Below are 14,794 nucleotides of genomic sequence, written 5' to 3' on the forward strand. Positions count from 1 at the left end.
AGCAAGGCGACAAGCGAAACCAACGCGGCACGGCGTCGCTTTTGATCGATATCAAGGACAGGAAAGCGATCTGCCATGAACGATACCCGGTTTTCTCCGTTCGAGACCCATCTGGATGAGGGCAGGGCGCTTGCGATTCTGCGCGACACGGTCGCAGGAGCCGAAGACGGGGAGCTGTTTCTTGAGCGCCGCCGGTCGGAAGCGCTGGTTTTCGACGACGGACGCCTGAGGAATGCAAGCTACGACGCGTCGGAAGGATTCGGGCTTCGCGCGGTCAACGGCGACGTCGCGGGCTATGCCCATTCGACCGAGATTTCGGAACAGTCGCTTCGCCGTGCGGCCGAAACCGCGCGGCTTGCCGTGGGCGCGGGTGGGGGCGCCCTGGCCGCCCCCCCACCGGGAACCAACCGCAAGCTTTACACCGAGGCCGATCCGATGGCCGACGCCACCTTCGGGATCAAGGTTGAAACCCTTCGGGAAATCGACGCCTTCGCCCGCGCGTTGGATCCTCGTGTCGTGCAGGTGTCGGCCACGATCGCGGCATCGCTGCAAGAGGTTTTCATACTGCGGCCAGAAGGCAGGCTTGTTTCGGACATTCGCCCGATGAGCCGGCTCAACATATCGGTCATCGTCGAGGAAAACGGGCGGCGCGAAAGCGGCGGGCACGGCGGCGGCGGCCGTGCGGGGCTTGCGGCGCTGATGGTGCCCGATCACTGGCAATCCGTCGCGCGAGAGGCGCTGCGCATCGCACTTGTCAACCTCAGAGCCGTGCCCGCGCCGGCGGGGGTGCTGGATGTCGCCCTGGGCGCCGGCTGGCCCGGTGTCCTGTTGCACGAGGCCGTCGGGCACGGCCTCGAGGGGGACTTCAACCGCAAGGGGACCTCTGCCTTCGCGGGCCTGATGGGGCAAAGAGTCGCAGCCCCCGGCGTCACCGTCCTGGACGACGGCACCATTCCCGACCGGCGCGGCTCGATCACGATTGATGACGAAGGCACGCCTTCGGGGCGAAACGTGCTGATCGAGGACGGTATACTGGTCGGCTACATGCAGGACCGGCAGAATGCGCGCCTGATGGGTGTGGCGGCGACCGGAAACGGGCGTCGCGAAAGTTTCGCGCATATTCCGATGCCCCGGATGACGAACACCTACATGCTGGGCGGCACGGCAGATCCCGGCGCGATCGTGGCCGAGGTCAGGGACGGGATCTACGCCGTCGGATTCGGCGGCGGACAGGTCGACATCACCAACGGCAAGTTCGTCTTTTCCTGCACGGAGGCCTATCGCGTGAAGAACGGCGTCGTGGGCGATCCGGTCAAGGGCGCCACGCTGATCGGTGACGGTGCGACGGCGATGAAGAACATCCGCGCGATCGGAAACGACATGAAGCTTGATCCCGGCGTCGGCAATTGCGGAAAGGCCGGGCAGTGGGTGCCTGTGGGCGTCGGTCAGCCGACCCTGCTGATCGGCGGGCTGACTGTCGGCGGATCGGCTGCCTGACGTAAGGTAAGGTTTTCCTGCCTTGCGGATAAATTGACCTTGCGGTCTAAAACGCCCTTGGCGCACGGCTGCGTCGCCGGAGGAATGTTATTCAGTGTCAGGTTTTTTGTACCTCCGGCCAGCCCCGGCCCCAAGTCTTTCAGTAAAGCGCGCACAAGCACCAACTGCGTCGAAATATTTTGGAACCGAGGGTCTTGGCCCCGCGATTCGTAATCTTTGATTAACCTTGCCGGGTGATCTTCGGCCTTGCGAGTGAGGCGCAGGCACGAAGGACAAGGTTTGTTTTCTTACCCCACCCCCTTCACCCCACCCACCACGGAAGACGACAGACTGTCGTGGCTGCGTCTCATTCGCTCTCATCGGGTCGGTGTGGCGACCTTTTACCGACTTCTGGCAGAGCATGGGACGGCGCAAGAAGCGCTTGCCGCCTTGCCGGACCTGGCGCGCGCAGCCGGAGTCCGGAACTACGACCCCTGTCCGGAAGCGGTCGCGATCAAGGAGTTGAAGACCGGGCGCCTGGCGGGCGCGCAGCTCTTGTGCATGGGGGAACCGTCTTATCCTGCCGCCTTGGCCGAAACTTCGGATGCGCCGCCCGTCGTCTGGCACATGGGCGACGTCGCGATTCTGAACCGTCCAATGATCGCGATCGTCGGCGCGCGAGGCGCGTCCTCCCTTGGAATGCGAATGGCGCGCCGCCTGGCGCAAGGTCTTGGGCAAGCGGGATACGTTGTGGTCTCCGGACTTGCGCGCGGTATCGACGCCGAGGCCCATCGGTCATCCCTTGCGACGGGCACCGTGGCGGTCATGGCGGGTGGCGTCGATCATGTCTACCCGGCCGAAAATGCGGCACTTGCGGCGGAAATCGCCTCGAAAGGGCTGCGGATATCCGAACAACCCCCCGGACTTGAGCCCATGGTTCGGCATTTTCCAATGCGCAATCGTATCATTGCCGGAATGGCGCGCGCCGTTGTCGTCGTGGAGGCGGCTGCCCAATCCGGCAGCCTGATCACCGCGCGCATGGCGCTGGATCTGGGGCGAGAGGTGCTTGCCGTACCGGGCCACCCGTTCGACGGTCGGGCGGCCGGATGCAACATGCTTATCCGCGATGGCGCCACGCTGGTGCGGGGGCCCGAAGATGTGCTTGCGGCGATTGGCTCGCTTGCCGAAACCGCGCGGACGAATGATGCGCCGGACCGGCGGCGCCCGGCCAGGAATGACCACCCACGTCCGGTTCGCGATCCGGCACCGGCTTCGGGTTCGGCGGCGGATCGTGCGGAAAGGAACCCGCTGCACGGCCGCATTCTGCATCATCTGGGTCCAAGTCCGTTGTCCGAGGATCAGCTGATCCGCGATCTGGCATTGTCCGCGGCGGAGGTCGCGCCCGAACTTGTGCTTCTGGAAATGGAGGGGCAGATACAGCGCGCCCCCGGCGGGTTGCTGATGCGGGCGTGACGCCGGGCTCCGCATTGCGGCCAGAAAGGAAACCCTACTCGCATTCCATTTGGCCAAATGCATGGCAGGCATCTTGCAGGAAATCAGGCGCAAACCCTTTGTGACGGGCGGTTTGTGGCGCGGTCATTGACATTCCCTGTCCCTGCCCCCCATGTTCCGCGCCCAAGTCAAAGAAGCATGCGAGTGAGGCAGTCATGGCCGTCGTGGTCGTCGAATCCCCAGCCAAGGCCAAGACAATCAACAAATATCTGGGCTCGGACTATACGGTTCTGGCATCCTACGGTCATGTCCGCGATCTGCCCGCCAAGGACGGTTCAGTCGAACCCGAAGCGGGATTCGAAATGAAATGGGAGGTTTCGCCGGACAGCCGCAAGCATGTTCGCGCAATCGCCGACGCGCTGAAATCCGACGACACTCTGATCCTCGCCACCGACCCCGACAGGGAAGGGGAGGCCATTTCCTGGCACCTGCAGGAAGCGCTGGCGTCGAGCCTCAAGAAGGGCAAGACCGTCCGCCGCGTGACCTTCAACGCGATCACCAAGACTGCGGTGAGCGAGGCGATGGCTCATCCGCGCGACGTCGACATGGAACTTGTCGAGGCTTACCTGGCGCGCCGCGCGCTGGACTACCTCGTGGGCTTCAACCTGTCGCCCGTACTTTGGCGCAAGCTGCCCGGGGCGAAATCCGCGGGTCGCGTCCAGTCGGTCTGCCTGCGCCTGATCGTAGAGCGCGAACTTGAGATCGAAGCGTTCAGGGCGCGTGAATACTGGAGCGTGACCGCAACGCTTGCGACACCGCGGGGCCAGGAATACCAGGCGCGTCTGACCGTGCTGGGCGGCAAGAAGCTGGACCGCTTCGATCTGGCGAACGAAACGGCGGCCGAACTGGCAGTTCAGGCGATCCGGTCGCGGGATCTGATGGTGAAATCAGTCGAGGCGAAGCCGGCGGCGCGCAATCCCTATCCGCCCTTCATGACTTCGACACTGCAACAGGAAGCCAGCCGCAAGCTTGGCATGGGGGCCAAGGCCTGCATGTCCGCGGCGCAACGGTTGTACGAGGCGGGCTACATCACCTACATGCGGACCGACGGGATCGACATGGCGCCCGAGGCGGTCATGGCGGCGCGCGATGCGATCAAGGCGCGGTTCGGTGCGGACTATGTCCCCGAAAGCCCCCGCATGTACAAGAACAAGGCCAAGAACGCGCAGGAAGCGCACGAATGCATTCGGCCCACCGACATGATGCTGTCGCCGGACAAGCTGAAGGCCGAAGGGGAGCAGAAGAAGCTTTACGACCTGATCTGGAAGCGCACCATTGCAAGCCAGATGGCCGCCGCGAGGCTGGAACGCACCACGGTCGATATCGGCAGCTCCGACGGAGAGGTCGAGTTGCGCGCGACGGGGCAGGTCGTGCTTTTTGACGGCTTCCTCAAGGTCTACGACGAAGGGCGCGACGACGACGGCGACGAGGACGGCGCGCGCCTTCCGCAGATCATGCGCGGCGAGGCGGCCGACAAGCGCGCCGTGGCGTCCGAGCAGCATTTTACCCAGCCACCCCCCCGCTATACCGAGGCGACGTTGGTCAAGCGGATGGAAGAGTTGGGGATCGGCCGGCCATCGACCTACGCTTCGATCGTAACGACGATCCAGGACAGGGACTACGTGCGCAAGGACAAGGGCCGGCTTGTCCCGGAGGACAAGGGGCGGCTGGTCACAGCGTTCCTGACGAACTACTTCCGCCGCTATGTCGAATACGATTTCACCGCCGATCTCGAGAACGAGCTGGACGAGATTTCGGCCGGCGACCGGGACTACAAGGACGTTCTGGCGCGTTTCTGGCGCGACTTCACGGCGGCCATCGCGGAAACCTCGGAACTCAGGATCAGCGAGGTTCTGGAAAGGATCGACGATTTCCTTGCGCCGCACCTTTATCCGCCGCGCGCCGACGGCTCTGACCCGCGTATCTGTCCGACCTGCGGTGAAGGGCGGCTGAACCTCAAGACAGCGCGATCGGGCGGGGCATTCATCGGCTGTTCGAATTACCCCAACTGCCGTTACACGCGCCCCCTGTCCGCGCCGAATGGCGAAGAGGCCGTGACCCCCGACGGCAAGCCGCTGGGCGAGGATGCCGATGGCAATCCGATCACGGTGCGCGCGGGGCGCTTCGGACCCTATGTCCAGCGCGGCGAGGCAACCGAGGACAATCCCAAGCCTGACAGGGCCAGCCTGCCCAAGGGGTGGGGCGCCGACGGCCTGACGCTTGAGCGCGCGCTGATGCTGCTGGACTTGCCGCGTCCCATCGGGTCCCACCCCGACGATGGCGCGCTGGTCGAGGCGGGGATCGGCCGCTATGGCCCCTACGTGAAGCACAACTCGACCTACGCGAACCTGCCCGATGTGGAAGAGGTCTTCACGATCGGTATGAATCGCGCGGTCGAGGTGCTGGCGCAGAAGGCGGCAAGGGGCGGGCGCGGCGCCGCCGCGGCCGCTCCTCTGCGCGAGCTCGGAGAGCATCCCGACGGCGGTCCCGTGCAGGTGATGGCGGGGCGCTATGGACCCTATGTCAAATGGGCCAAGATCAACGCGACCCTGCCCAAGGACCTTGCGCCGGAGTCGGTGACGCTTGACGAGGCGCTGGCGCTGATCTCCGAGAAGGCGGCGAAGGGTGGCAAGGGCAGGGCGGCGAAAACCGCGCCCAAGGCCGCAAAATCCGCCAAGTCCAAGGCTGCAAAGGCCGCGAAACCCAAGGCTGCAAAATCCCCGGCGAAGGCGAAGGCGAAAAGCGACTGACAGGCTGCTGCGCCGCAGCGATTGACAGCGCCGCCCCACCACGCCACAAATCTGCGTGGAATTTTCTGGGAGAGATCCATGAACAAGGTTTACGGCTCGGCGGGCGAGGCGCTCGACGGGCTCCTCTTCGACGGTATGCTGGTCGCGGCCGGAGGGTTCGGCCTGTGCGGCATTCCAGAGCTTTTGATCGCAGCGATCCGCGACGCGGGGACCAAGGACCTGACGGTTGCGTCCAACAACGCGGGCGTTGACGGCTTCGGACTTGGCGTTCTGCTGCAAACGCGGCAGGTAAAGAAGATGATCTCTTCCTACGTCGGCGAAAACGCCGAGTTCATGCGCCAGTACCTGAGCGGAGAACTGGAGCTGGAATTCAACCCGCAGGGAACGCTTGCCGAGCGGATGCGGGCCGGCGGCGCGGGGATCCCCGGTTTCTACACCGCGACCGGCGTCGGCACCGTCATCGCCGAGGGCAAGGAACATCACGATTTCGACGGCAAGACCTATATCCTCGAACGCGGGATCGTGGCGGACCTGTCGATCGTGAAGGCGTGGAAGGCTGACCCCTCGGGCAACCTCGTGTTCCGCAAGACCGCGCGCAACTTCAACGTGCCAGCAGCGACCTGCGGCCGGACCTGCGTGGTCGAGGTCGAGGAAGTGGTGCCGCTGGGCAGCCTCGATCCCGACACGATCCACCTGCCGGGGATCTACGTCCACCGGATCATCGCGGGGACGCACGAGAAACGGATCGAACAGCGCACCGTGCGCAAGCGGGAGAACGCGTAATGGCCGGGGACGTGAAGGGCTGGGACCGCAACCAGATGGCCGCCCGCGCGGCGCAGGAACTGCGCGACGGGATGTATGTGAACCTGGGCATCGGCATCCCGACGCTGGTCGCGAACTACATCCCCGAGGGTGTGCATGTGACGCTGCAGTCGGAAAACGGGATGCTGGGCATGGGCCCCTTCCCGTATGAAGGCGAGGAAGACCCCGACCTGATCAACGCGGGCAAGCAGACGATCACCGAACTGCCGCAGACGGCCTATTTCGACAGTGCGACCAGCTTCGCGATGATCCGTGGCGGCAAGATCGCGATGGCGATCCTGGGCGCGATGGAGGTGGCTGAAAACGGTGATCTCGCGAACTGGATGATCCCCGGCAAGCTCGTGAAGGGCATGGGGGGCGCGATGGACCTGGTCGCGGGCGTCGGTCGCGTGGTCGTGGTCATGGACCACACCTCCAAGCACGGGGAATCGAAGGTGCTGCGCGAATGCACCCTTCCGCTGACCGGCAAGGGCGTGGTCGACCGGATCATCACCAACCTCGGCGTTCTCGATGTCGGTCACAAGGGGCTTCACATCGTGGAACTGGCGCCCGGCGTGTCCGAAAGCGAACTGCGTGCCGCGACCGAGGCCGCGATCGTCGGCTAAAGGGCGCCAAAAGGGCCGCTGCGGAACCGCTCGGCCCTTTTAATTCGCCTCACTGTGGCGTTTTCTGAAACAACACCACAATCCCGCCTAAATCCGTTGCTAGATCGGCGGCAATGATGACCAGCGATCCGACTTGCTCCAAGATCAGAAAGGTGCCCAGCCGGCGCCGGGGACCCGAATTGCTGATCGTCGGGCTGCTGCTTGTGCTGTTCCTGGCGGGCGTCGCGGGCTTGGCCGCTGCAACCGGGTGGAAAGAGACGGCGGCGCAGATCGCTCGGCTGACCGGCGCCCAGATCGCGCTTCTGCTTGCCTTGTCGCTCGTGAACTATCTGATGCGCTCGCTGCGCTGGCACGTCTTCGCGCGTAGACTTGGACTGCCGCTTTCGCCTGCGCAGTCCCTGCGCCACTACCTGGGCGGCTTCGCCATGAGCGTGACGCCGGGGCGGGTGGGTGAACTGGTGCGGATGCGATGGCTGAGCCGTGAAACGGGATGGGCGGTCGAGCGCACCGCCCCGCTGGCGCTGGTCGATCGCGCGTCCGACCTGGCGGTGATGGCTCTGATCCTTGCGCTTGCGGTTTCGCTGGCCGCGGGCGGAATGGGTGGCGGCTTCGCGGTCGCAGTCGTGGCCCTTGTCGTGGCCTATGCCGCCACGCGCCCCAGCCTGATCGTCGCCGTGGTGTCGTTGGGGTATCGCCTGACTGGCCGCTTGCCGCGCCTTTTCGCGCGGGCCCGGATTGCTGCGCGGTCGATGCATCTGTTCAGCCATCCCTCGGTTCTTGCCGCGGCCTTCGCGCTTGGCTTCGCGGGCTGGTTCGCCGAAGGGTTTGCCTTTCACCTGCTGCTGGGGTGGATGGGGGCCGGGATCGACTTGTGGAAGGCCGTGGGCATCTTCGTTTTCGCGACGCTTGCGGGCGGATTGACCGGCACGCCGGGCGGCGTCGGTGGGGCCGAGGCGGCCATGATCGCGCTTCTGACCCTTGAAGGCGTGCCGATGGAGGTTTCAGTCCCCGCCACGGCCGTGATCCGGGTCACGACGCTGTGGTTCGCGCTGGCACTTGGCATCGCGGCTTTTCCGCTGGCAGAGAAGTTTTCGACAAGGGGGCGCGATGCTCTGGAAAACCGCTGACTTCGCCGGATGGGGCCGCGCCCTGACCGCGCGGTGCGACGTCGCACGGCCCGAACGGAGCCGCGCGCTTGACGCCCTTCTGGCTGACGGATTGGTTCCGGCGATGGGCATGCGCCGGAGCTATGGCGATGCAGCGCTGAATTCCGACGGGCGGGCGATCGAGATGACGCGGCTCGACCGCATGATCGCCTTCGATGCCGCGACCGGAGAGCTGGAGGTCGAGGCCGGTGTGCAGGTGGGACAGGTGGCCGAGGTATTCGCGCCTCGTGGATGGCTGCCTCCGGTCATGCCGGGCACGGGCTTTGCCACGATCGGGGGCTGCATCGCCCAAGACGTTCACGGCAAGAACCACCATCACGGCGGCAGCTTCTGCCAGCATGTCCTCTCGATGCGGCTGCGCACGGCCACGGGTGTCGTCGAGGTGACGCCAGAGGGCACGCCGGATCTGTTCCGTGCGACGGCGGGTGGGCTGGGGCAGACGGGCGTTATCCTGTCGGCCAGGCTGCGCCTGATGCCGGTCAAGGGCGACGTCATGATCGTCACCGAGCGGCGTATTGCTGACTGGGACGAGCACATCGCCACGCTTGACGCGTCGCGCGCGACCTACACGGTCGGCTGGATCGACGCGACCGCGACCGGAACGGCGCTTGGGCGCGGCATCCTGGAAGAGGGCGAAACGGGATCGGGACTTGTTCCAAAACGGGCGAAGTACCGCAAGGTGCCCTTCGACGCGCCGCGTTTCGCGCTTTCCGCGCCCGTGGTGCGCGCATTCAACCAGCTTTACTGGCGGCGCGTTCCCGAATCCGGGCGCACCGTCGTCAAGCCCATCGGCGATTTCTTCTTCCCTCTCGACAAGATCCACGACTGGAACCGGCTTTACGGACGTGCGGGATTTCATCAGTTCCAATGTGTCGTGCCGCTTGCAGCCGTGAAGGAGTTGCGCGGGATGCTCGAGTCGATCGCAGGCTCCGGGCTGGCTTCGCCGCTTGCCGTGCTCAAGCGCATGGGGGAGGGGCGGGCAGGCCATCTGTCGTTCCCGATGGAGGGATACACGCTGGCGGTGGATTTCCCCAACCGTGCAGAGGCAAGGGATTTGATCGTGCGACTGATCGACCGGACCAAGGGGGCAGGCGGTCGCATCTATTTCGCCAAGGACAGCCTTGCAAGCGCCAAGGATGTCGCGGCGATGTATCCCGAACTGGACGCCTGGCGCGCGGCGGCCGCCTTGGCCGACCCAGAGCGCGCGCTTGCCACCGATATCGTTCGCCGGCTGCAACTGAGGGGGGCGGCATGAACCGGACCTGGATCATTCTTGGCGCGACCTCGTCCATGGCGCGCGCCTTCGCGCGACAGGTTTCCGCCGACGGCGCGGGGGTTCTGCTGGCTGGCCGCGACCGTGACGACCTGCAGGCCCTGGCCGGAGATTGTTCGCTGCGCGGCGCGAGGATGGCCGAAGTGGTGATCTTCGATGCCCGCGACCCGGAAGGATTTCCCGCGATTGTCGAGCGCGCGCGGTCCGAGGATGGAGAGATCAACGCCGCTGTCTTTGTCGGCTCGATGCCGGCACAGTCGGACATCGACGCGGACCCGTCGCTGATCGACGGAACCGTGACTGATTGCTTTTCCGGCCCCGCCCGGTTCCTGCACCTGCTTGCCCCCGTGCTCGAGGAGCGCGGAATGGGCACGATCATCGGCGTGGGATCGGTCGCCGGCGACCGTGGGCGGCTTGGAAACTACGTCTACGGCGCGGCCAAAGCGGGCTTTCACACGTATCTGTCGGGCCTCAGGAACCGGCTCACCCGCGCGGGTGGGCATGTCGTGACGGTCAAGCCCGGCTTCGTGGACACGGCGATGACCTGGGGCCTGCCTGGGATGTTCCTTGTCGCTTCCCCTGAACAGGTCGCGGCGGATCTTGTGAAGGCGGCCCGCAAGCGCCGGAACGTGATCTATACGCCCTTCTTCTGGGCGCTGATCATGCTGATCATCCGCCACATTCCGGAACCGATCTTCAAGAAGATGAAGATCTGAGGGTCAGCCGAACCACTGTTGCCAGAGCCCGGCGGCCCAGAACATAAGGCTGAGGATCAGCATCAACAGGCCAAGTCCCAGCGGGTCCCTGAGGGCAAAGACGATCGGATCGTAGTCCTGGCGGCCGTGCCAGGCCAGATTGACCATGCGCACCATCCATACCGCCATCGGGACCATCGCCAGCCAAAGAAGCCAGGTCGTGGGGTATAGCGACAGTCCCTGATCGGACACGGAGTATAGCAGGAATATCACCAGCGCTCCGACGATCCCTATGCCCGCGACGTTGCGCAGATCCGCCAGTTCACCGCGCCCGTAGCCGCGTCCGGGCAGTCGTTCGTCACCGTTGGCCTTTGAAAGCTCGGTGATCCGCTTCACGCAGCCCAGGGTAAGGAAGATCGGGAAGATAAAGATCAGCATGTAGATCGAAACCTCGACCGCTGCCGCCGAGGCGCCGGCGACGACGCGTATGGTGTACAGGGCAGCCAGCATCGTGACATCCACCCACCGCATCCGCTTCAGCTTGAGCGAGTAGGCGAGCGAAAGCGCCATGTATAGCAGTGTGACCAGCAGGAAGCCCGCTGACAGGCCAATGGCGATGAGCAGCGCGCCCGCCGACAGCGCAGCCATCGCGACCATGCCCACCGATATCGGCACCTCGCCGCTTGCGAAGGGGCGGCGGCACTTGGTTGGATGCAGGCGATCGGCCTCAAGGTCGAGAAGATCGTTGCAGATGTAGATCGCCGAGGCCGCCAACGAAAAGGCCGCCATGCCCCACAGGATCGGCACCAGCGTCGCCATCTCGAACCGGTGGGAGGCAAGCAACGGCAGCAGCAGAAGAACGTTCTTCACCCACTGATGGGGGCGCATCGCCTTGAACAGGGCGCGCAATTCCCATCCGCCCGGAAACTCCACCACATTGCGGCCGTCCGCCGCCAGCGCGCGGGCCGACGGGACATGCCCGACCACAAGCGCGTTTTCCGCCTTTTCCCAGATCGGCATGTCGACCGAGCTGTTGCCCGCGTAATCGAAGCCGCCTTCGCCGTAAGCCTCGACCAGCGCCTGCGCCTTTGCCCCGCCCTTGAGGTTCGAAACCCCGTCCGAAGCAAAAACGTGCTCAGACAGGCCGTAGTCGGCCGACAGGCGCGCAACCTGCGTGTTGTCGCTGGCCGAGGCCAGAACGACTTCGCGCCCGCCCAGGCGGCACTGGAGAGCCAGTTCCGCGATTTCCGGGTTCACCGGCAGAAGGTCCGTTCTGATGGGAGCGATCCGGGCGAGTTCGGCTTTGAGCATGGCCGGGTTGCGGATGTGCCGCACGCAGGCGACCAGGGTCTTAACGGGCGCGGCGCCGAGTCCCGCCCAGAAATTTTCGTACAGCATGTCGGTTCGCAGGAACGTGCCGTCCACGTCCAGAACCAGCGGCTTTTCGATCGTCATGATTGCGTCCTCATCCGTTCGCGGCGAACACGCAGCCATCGGAGACCAGCTCCGGAGGTGTGACGCACAGCCCGCGCGCCACCATCCAGGCAGCCAGGACTTTCGGAACATAGTTGCGCGTTTCCGCATAGGGCGGCACGCCGCCCGCGCCGCGCACGGCATTTTCGCCCGAGTTGTAGGCTGCAAGCACCATCAGGGGGTCGCTGCCGAATTCGCCCATCAGCCAATCCAGATAGGCAACGCCGCCCTTGATATTGTCGGCCGGATCCATCCGGTCGGCCACTCCGAACCTTTCGGCGGTGGCGGGAATGAGCTGCATCAGCCCGGCGGCGCCGGCATGCGATACGGCGTCGCTTCGCCCGGCGCTCTCGACCGATATCACCGCAAGCGCCAGCGCCGGCGAAACACGGGTTCCGATCGTCGCGCGCATGATCTCGCGTCCGTGCAACAGGGCGATATCCTGCAGATGCTGCAATCTTGGCGCACCGACCTGAGCACCTTCCGGACCCTGCGTCAACGCGAGGAGCGCCTGCGAAAATCGCCCCGGCGACTCCCCGATCGCAGGTGAAACAACATCCCAGTACCAGGCGTAGTCGCCCCCTCCGCTGCGGCCAGGGGGAACCGGGATCAGGCCCGGTGCCGTGCCGCCTCGCGGAATCGGGTTTTCGGGCGGCGGCAGCACCCCTGCCAGGCGGCGCGCCTGTTCATCAGGGTCGATCTGGATGGTGATTCGCTTTCGGGCAGCGTTCGTCGGCGCGCCGATTCTCTTGAACGTGAACTGTTCATATCCGACGGATGTGTCGGCTGGCTCTTCGGCCTCGGCGCCCCTGACTGCGCACAGCAGCGCAATGGCAATTGCCGAAAGGAGTTTGCCTTTCATCTGCTTGGTTCCGCCTCGATCTCTTTTTCCGGCACTGTCCCAGAAAGTGGCGTTCATTGCCAGTATCGGAACGTCGGCCGCAGCAGAAGGTGCCGATCGTCGTCCTTTCGGCAACATCGAATTTTCCGCGCTGTTTGCGGAAAAAGGAAACAAAGACTCATCTCTAATCGCGATTGCCAGCTATTTGCCTGTTAATGAGCGCGAAAATGTACCGGAGCCGCCTAATTCTTGCCATGGTTCAAGGGCGATATGCACTTACACCGCATCGCAATCGGGCTTCAGGCGCAGCCACCCGGGAATACGCAGCGGATGGTGAAGAGAGCGAAACCTGGAGAAGTGACATGAAGCTGTTCAAACTCGCGAAGAAATTCTGGCAGTCCGAAGACGGCGCCGTGACGGTTGACTGGGTCGTGCTGACCGCGGCCGTCGTTATCCTCGGCATCCTGGCTCTGCAATTCGTCACCCGCGGCGTCGGCGCCGCCTCTGGCGAAATCGAAACCTACCTGTCGGCGATCACGATCCAGTAATCGGATCCAGCGACAGAAAATTCAGGCCGCGCCCCACCGGGCGCGGCCTTTTCCTAAGTGACGTTGCCTGGCGGCATAGGCAAGATTTCCCGAAATTGTCGCACTTTACCAAGGCATCGCCCAAGAATTGCCATTGTTCTGGATGCAAATCCCATTAGCTGCGCTATCGCGAACAATCGTCCGAAGCGCTGTCGCGGATCGGAGAGTAAAGAGATGAAATTGCTCAAGAACGTAAAGAAGTTTGCGGCGGCGGACGCCGGCGCGGTTACGGTGGACTGGGTGGTGCTGACGTCGCTCGTCGTGGTCCTGGGCGTCTGGTCGCTATCGCTCTATACCAACGGCGCGCTGAAGGCGACCAACGAGATCGAGAATTACCTTTCCGGCATCACCCTGAACTGATCGCCGAGCGCAAGGCTTGAATGCCCGGACAGCCCAAGAGCTGCCCGGGCATTGTCCGTTCTGGCGGCGCTCCCGTTTCCAATCTGGAAAAATTCCACCGGTTGGGCGCTACCTCACCACGATTTTGCCTGAATCTATGGGGATATTTGCCCCGAAAGCGTCGGAGGTGCTCTGCACCCGACTTCGGCGCGGAATGTTTCGAGGAAAGGAACTATCATGCGGTTGGTATTCGGCCTGGTCTTGATCGTCGGGCTCGGCCTGGCAGGGTTCGCCGTTTACATGGCGCAGGGGCTTATCGAGAAGAACCAGCGAGAGCGGGATTATCTGCTGGCAGCCCAGGCTCGCGCGACCAAGCTGGTCGACGTCGTCGTGGTCAAGCGCCACCTGGACTATGGCGAGCGGTTCACGCGCGATGACCTTCAGGTCATCAAATGGGAAGACGGCAAGGTTCCCGAGGGCGCCTTTTCCTTCGTCACAACTTCTCTGGAAGAGGCGGCCGAGAAGAAGCCGGTGTTCACCGATACGGAAACCCGCCCGCGCTCGGCGTTGCGCAGTTACGAGCCGTTCGAGCCGTTGTTGGCCTCGAAGATCACGGACCCCGGCGTTGATGCCGGCATCATGTCGAACCTGTCGCCGGGCATGAGCGCGTTTTCGATCAACGTTGACGTTTCGACCGGCGTTGCGGGCTTCTTGCGCCCGGGCAACTTTGTTGACGTCTACTGGACCGGGAACCTGGGCGACAGCGAGACCACAAAGTTGATCGACAGCAACGTCCGCCTGATCGCGATCAACCAAAGCGCCGATGCGGACCGCACCGAGGAAACCATCATCGCGCGCACCGTGACGATTGAGGGGACCAGGCAGCGCGTCGCCTCGCTGGCCCTTGCCCAGCAGACGGGCAAGCTCAGCCTGTCACTGGTTGGTGGAAGCGGCGTCGAGGCCGTGGCGGCCGATGATGGCGTCGAAATCAACCGCGACACGCTTCTGGGCATCAAGAAGCAGGAAGTGGTCGAGGTTGAAAAGGAAAAGATCTGCACCATCCGGACCAACAAGGGCGGTGAAATCGTCGAGACCGTTATCCCCTGCACCAACTAGGCGACGGCGCAGACCCGGCCCGCTGGACACTAGATCGAGTGGCCAGCGGGCCCTTTAACGCAAGCAGTGTCGCGGTGTTGCGATATACCCACACAAGCATAGCTTCCCAAACCGTTGATTATTGCAATAAAAGCAGGTT

14 protein-coding genes are annotated in these 14,794 nt (G+C 64.1%); 12 read left to right on the forward strand and 2 right to left on the reverse strand.

Annotated elements, in window-relative coordinates:
- The first annotated feature begins 75 nt into the window (after window positions 1-75).
- The 8 genes from tldD to OEW28_RS05300 all read left to right on the forward strand — a co-directional run bounded on the left by tldD (window position 76) and on the right by OEW28_RS05300 (window position 10,320).
- Window positions 76-1,497: a metalloprotease TldD gene (gene tldD, locus OEW28_RS05265; RefSeq protein WP_263733654.1), complete on the forward strand. Its 1,422-nt coding sequence runs from the start codon at window positions 76-78 to the stop codon at window positions 1,495-1,497.
- A 279-nt stretch (window positions 1,498-1,776) separates the two neighbouring features.
- The gene (gene dprA / locus OEW28_RS05270; RefSeq protein ID WP_263733655.1) at window positions 1,777-2,949 is read left to right on the forward strand and encodes a DNA-processing protein DprA; all 1,173 of its coding nucleotides are present in this window, start codon (window positions 1,777-1,779) and stop codon (window positions 2,947-2,949) included.
- Window positions 2,950-3,143: 194 nt separating this feature from the next.
- On the forward strand, window positions 3,144-5,738 hold the full coding sequence (gene topA, locus OEW28_RS05275) for a type I DNA topoisomerase (protein WP_263733656.1): 2,595 nt from the start codon (window positions 3,144-3,146) through the stop codon (window positions 5,736-5,738).
- Window positions 5,739-5,816: 78 nt separating this feature from the next.
- Window positions 5,817-6,521 carry a CoA transferase subunit A gene (locus OEW28_RS05280; RefSeq protein WP_263733657.1) on the forward strand — a complete coding sequence of 235 codons (705 nt, stop codon included), beginning with the start codon at window positions 5,817-5,819 and terminating at the stop codon, window positions 6,519-6,521.
- Window positions 6,521-7,165 carry a 3-oxoacid CoA-transferase subunit B gene (locus tag OEW28_RS05285; protein WP_263733658.1) on the forward strand — a complete coding sequence of 215 codons (645 nt, stop codon included), beginning with the start codon at window positions 6,521-6,523 and terminating at the stop codon, window positions 7,163-7,165. The genes OEW28_RS05280 and OEW28_RS05285 overlap by 1 nt, the downstream gene beginning before the upstream one ends.
- Window positions 7,166-7,281: 116 nt before the next feature.
- The gene (locus OEW28_RS05290) at window positions 7,282-8,292 is read left to right on the forward strand and encodes a lysylphosphatidylglycerol synthase transmembrane domain-containing protein (RefSeq protein ID WP_263733659.1); all 1,011 of its coding nucleotides are present in this window, start codon (window positions 7,282-7,284) and stop codon (window positions 8,290-8,292) included.
- A complete protein-coding gene (locus OEW28_RS05295; protein ID WP_263733660.1) occupies window positions 8,273-9,586 on the forward strand; it encodes an FAD-binding oxidoreductase in 1,314 nt (437 codons plus the stop codon). Before OEW28_RS05290 ends, OEW28_RS05295 begins: the two co-directional genes overlap by 20 nt.
- Window positions 9,583-10,320: an SDR family NAD(P)-dependent oxidoreductase gene (locus OEW28_RS05300; protein ID WP_263733661.1), complete on the forward strand. Its 738-nt coding sequence runs from the start codon at window positions 9,583-9,585 to the stop codon at window positions 10,318-10,320. Before OEW28_RS05295 ends, OEW28_RS05300 begins: the two co-directional genes overlap by 4 nt.
- Before the next feature lie 3 nt (window positions 10,321-10,323).
- Here the strand turns inward: OEW28_RS05300 and OEW28_RS05305 are convergent, their stop codons facing one another.
- A complete protein-coding gene (locus OEW28_RS05305; protein WP_263733662.1) occupies window positions 10,324-11,754 on the reverse strand; it encodes a UbiA family prenyltransferase in 1,431 nt (476 codons plus the stop codon).
- Between the two features lie 10 nt (window positions 11,755-11,764).
- Entirely contained in the window at window positions 11,765-12,634 is an 870-nt protein-coding gene (locus tag OEW28_RS05310) for a lytic transglycosylase domain-containing protein (RefSeq protein ID WP_263733663.1), read from the reverse strand.
- A 46-nt stretch (window positions 12,635-12,680) separates the two neighbouring features.
- Between OEW28_RS05310 and OEW28_RS05315 the strand changes: the two genes are divergently transcribed.
- The 4 genes from OEW28_RS05315 to cpaB all read left to right on the forward strand — a co-directional run bounded on the left by OEW28_RS05315 (window position 12,681) and on the right by cpaB (window position 14,655).
- Window positions 12,681-12,950, forward strand: coding sequence for a hypothetical protein (locus tag OEW28_RS05315; protein ID WP_263733664.1), 270 nt, complete (start codon window positions 12,681-12,683; stop codon window positions 12,948-12,950).
- Window positions 12,951-12,975: 25 nt separating this feature from the next.
- Window positions 12,976-13,161, forward strand: coding sequence for a pilus assembly protein (locus OEW28_RS05320; RefSeq protein ID WP_263733665.1), 186 nt, complete (start codon window positions 12,976-12,978; stop codon window positions 13,159-13,161).
- 213 nt (window positions 13,162-13,374) lie between these two features.
- Window positions 13,375-13,560 carry a hypothetical protein gene (locus OEW28_RS05325; protein ID WP_263733666.1) on the forward strand — a complete coding sequence of 62 codons (186 nt, stop codon included), beginning with the start codon at window positions 13,375-13,377 and terminating at the stop codon, window positions 13,558-13,560.
- Between the two features lie 216 nt (window positions 13,561-13,776).
- Complete coding sequence (cpaB, locus tag OEW28_RS05330) at window positions 13,777-14,655, forward strand: Flp pilus assembly protein CpaB (protein WP_263733667.1); 879 nt, start codon at window positions 13,777-13,779, stop codon at window positions 14,653-14,655.
- The last annotated feature ends 139 nt before the right edge of the window (window positions 14,656-14,794 follow it).

This window comes from Albidovulum marisflavi (assembly GCF_025751435.1).
In the GTDB taxonomy this organism is placed as follows: Bacteria; Pseudomonadota; Alphaproteobacteria; order Rhodobacterales; family Rhodobacteraceae; genus Albidovulum; species Albidovulum marisflavi.

Excerpts from the sequence above, each read along its gene's own strand:
- OEW28_RS05310 (WP_263733663.1), bottom strand. The coding sequence starts at position 12,634 with ATGAAAGGCAAACTCCTTTCGGCAATTGCCATTGCGCTGCTGTGCGCA.
- cpaB (WP_263733667.1), top strand. The coding sequence starts at position 13,777 with ATGCGGTTGGTATTCGGCCTGGTCTTGATCGTCGGGCTCGGCCTGGCA.
- OEW28_RS05295 (WP_263733660.1), top strand. The coding sequence starts at position 8,273 with ATGCTCTGGAAAACCGCTGACTTCGCCGGATGGGGCCGCGCCCTGACC.
- OEW28_RS05320 (WP_263733665.1), top strand. The coding sequence starts at position 12,976 with ATGAAGCTGTTCAAACTCGCGAAGAAATTCTGGCAGTCCGAAGACGGC.
- OEW28_RS05290 (WP_263733659.1), top strand. The coding sequence starts at position 7,282 with ATGACCAGCGATCCGACTTGCTCCAAGATCAGAAAGGTGCCCAGCCGG.
- tldD (WP_263733654.1), top strand. The coding sequence starts at position 76 with ATGAACGATACCCGGTTTTCTCCGTTCGAGACCCATCTGGATGAGGGC.
- topA (WP_263733656.1), top strand. The coding sequence starts at position 3,144 with ATGGCCGTCGTGGTCGTCGAATCCCCAGCCAAGGCCAAGACAATCAAC.
- OEW28_RS05300 (WP_263733661.1), top strand. The coding sequence starts at position 9,583 with ATGAACCGGACCTGGATCATTCTTGGCGCGACCTCGTCCATGGCGCGC.
- OEW28_RS05305 (WP_263733662.1), bottom strand. The coding sequence starts at position 11,754 with ATGACGATCGAAAAGCCGCTGGTTCTGGACGTGGACGGCACGTTCCTG.
- OEW28_RS05280 (WP_263733657.1), top strand. The coding sequence starts at position 5,817 with ATGAACAAGGTTTACGGCTCGGCGGGCGAGGCGCTCGACGGGCTCCTC.
- OEW28_RS05325 (WP_263733666.1), top strand. The coding sequence starts at position 13,375 with ATGAAATTGCTCAAGAACGTAAAGAAGTTTGCGGCGGCGGACGCCGGC.
- OEW28_RS05285 (WP_263733658.1), top strand. The coding sequence starts at position 6,521 with ATGGCCGGGGACGTGAAGGGCTGGGACCGCAACCAGATGGCCGCCCGC.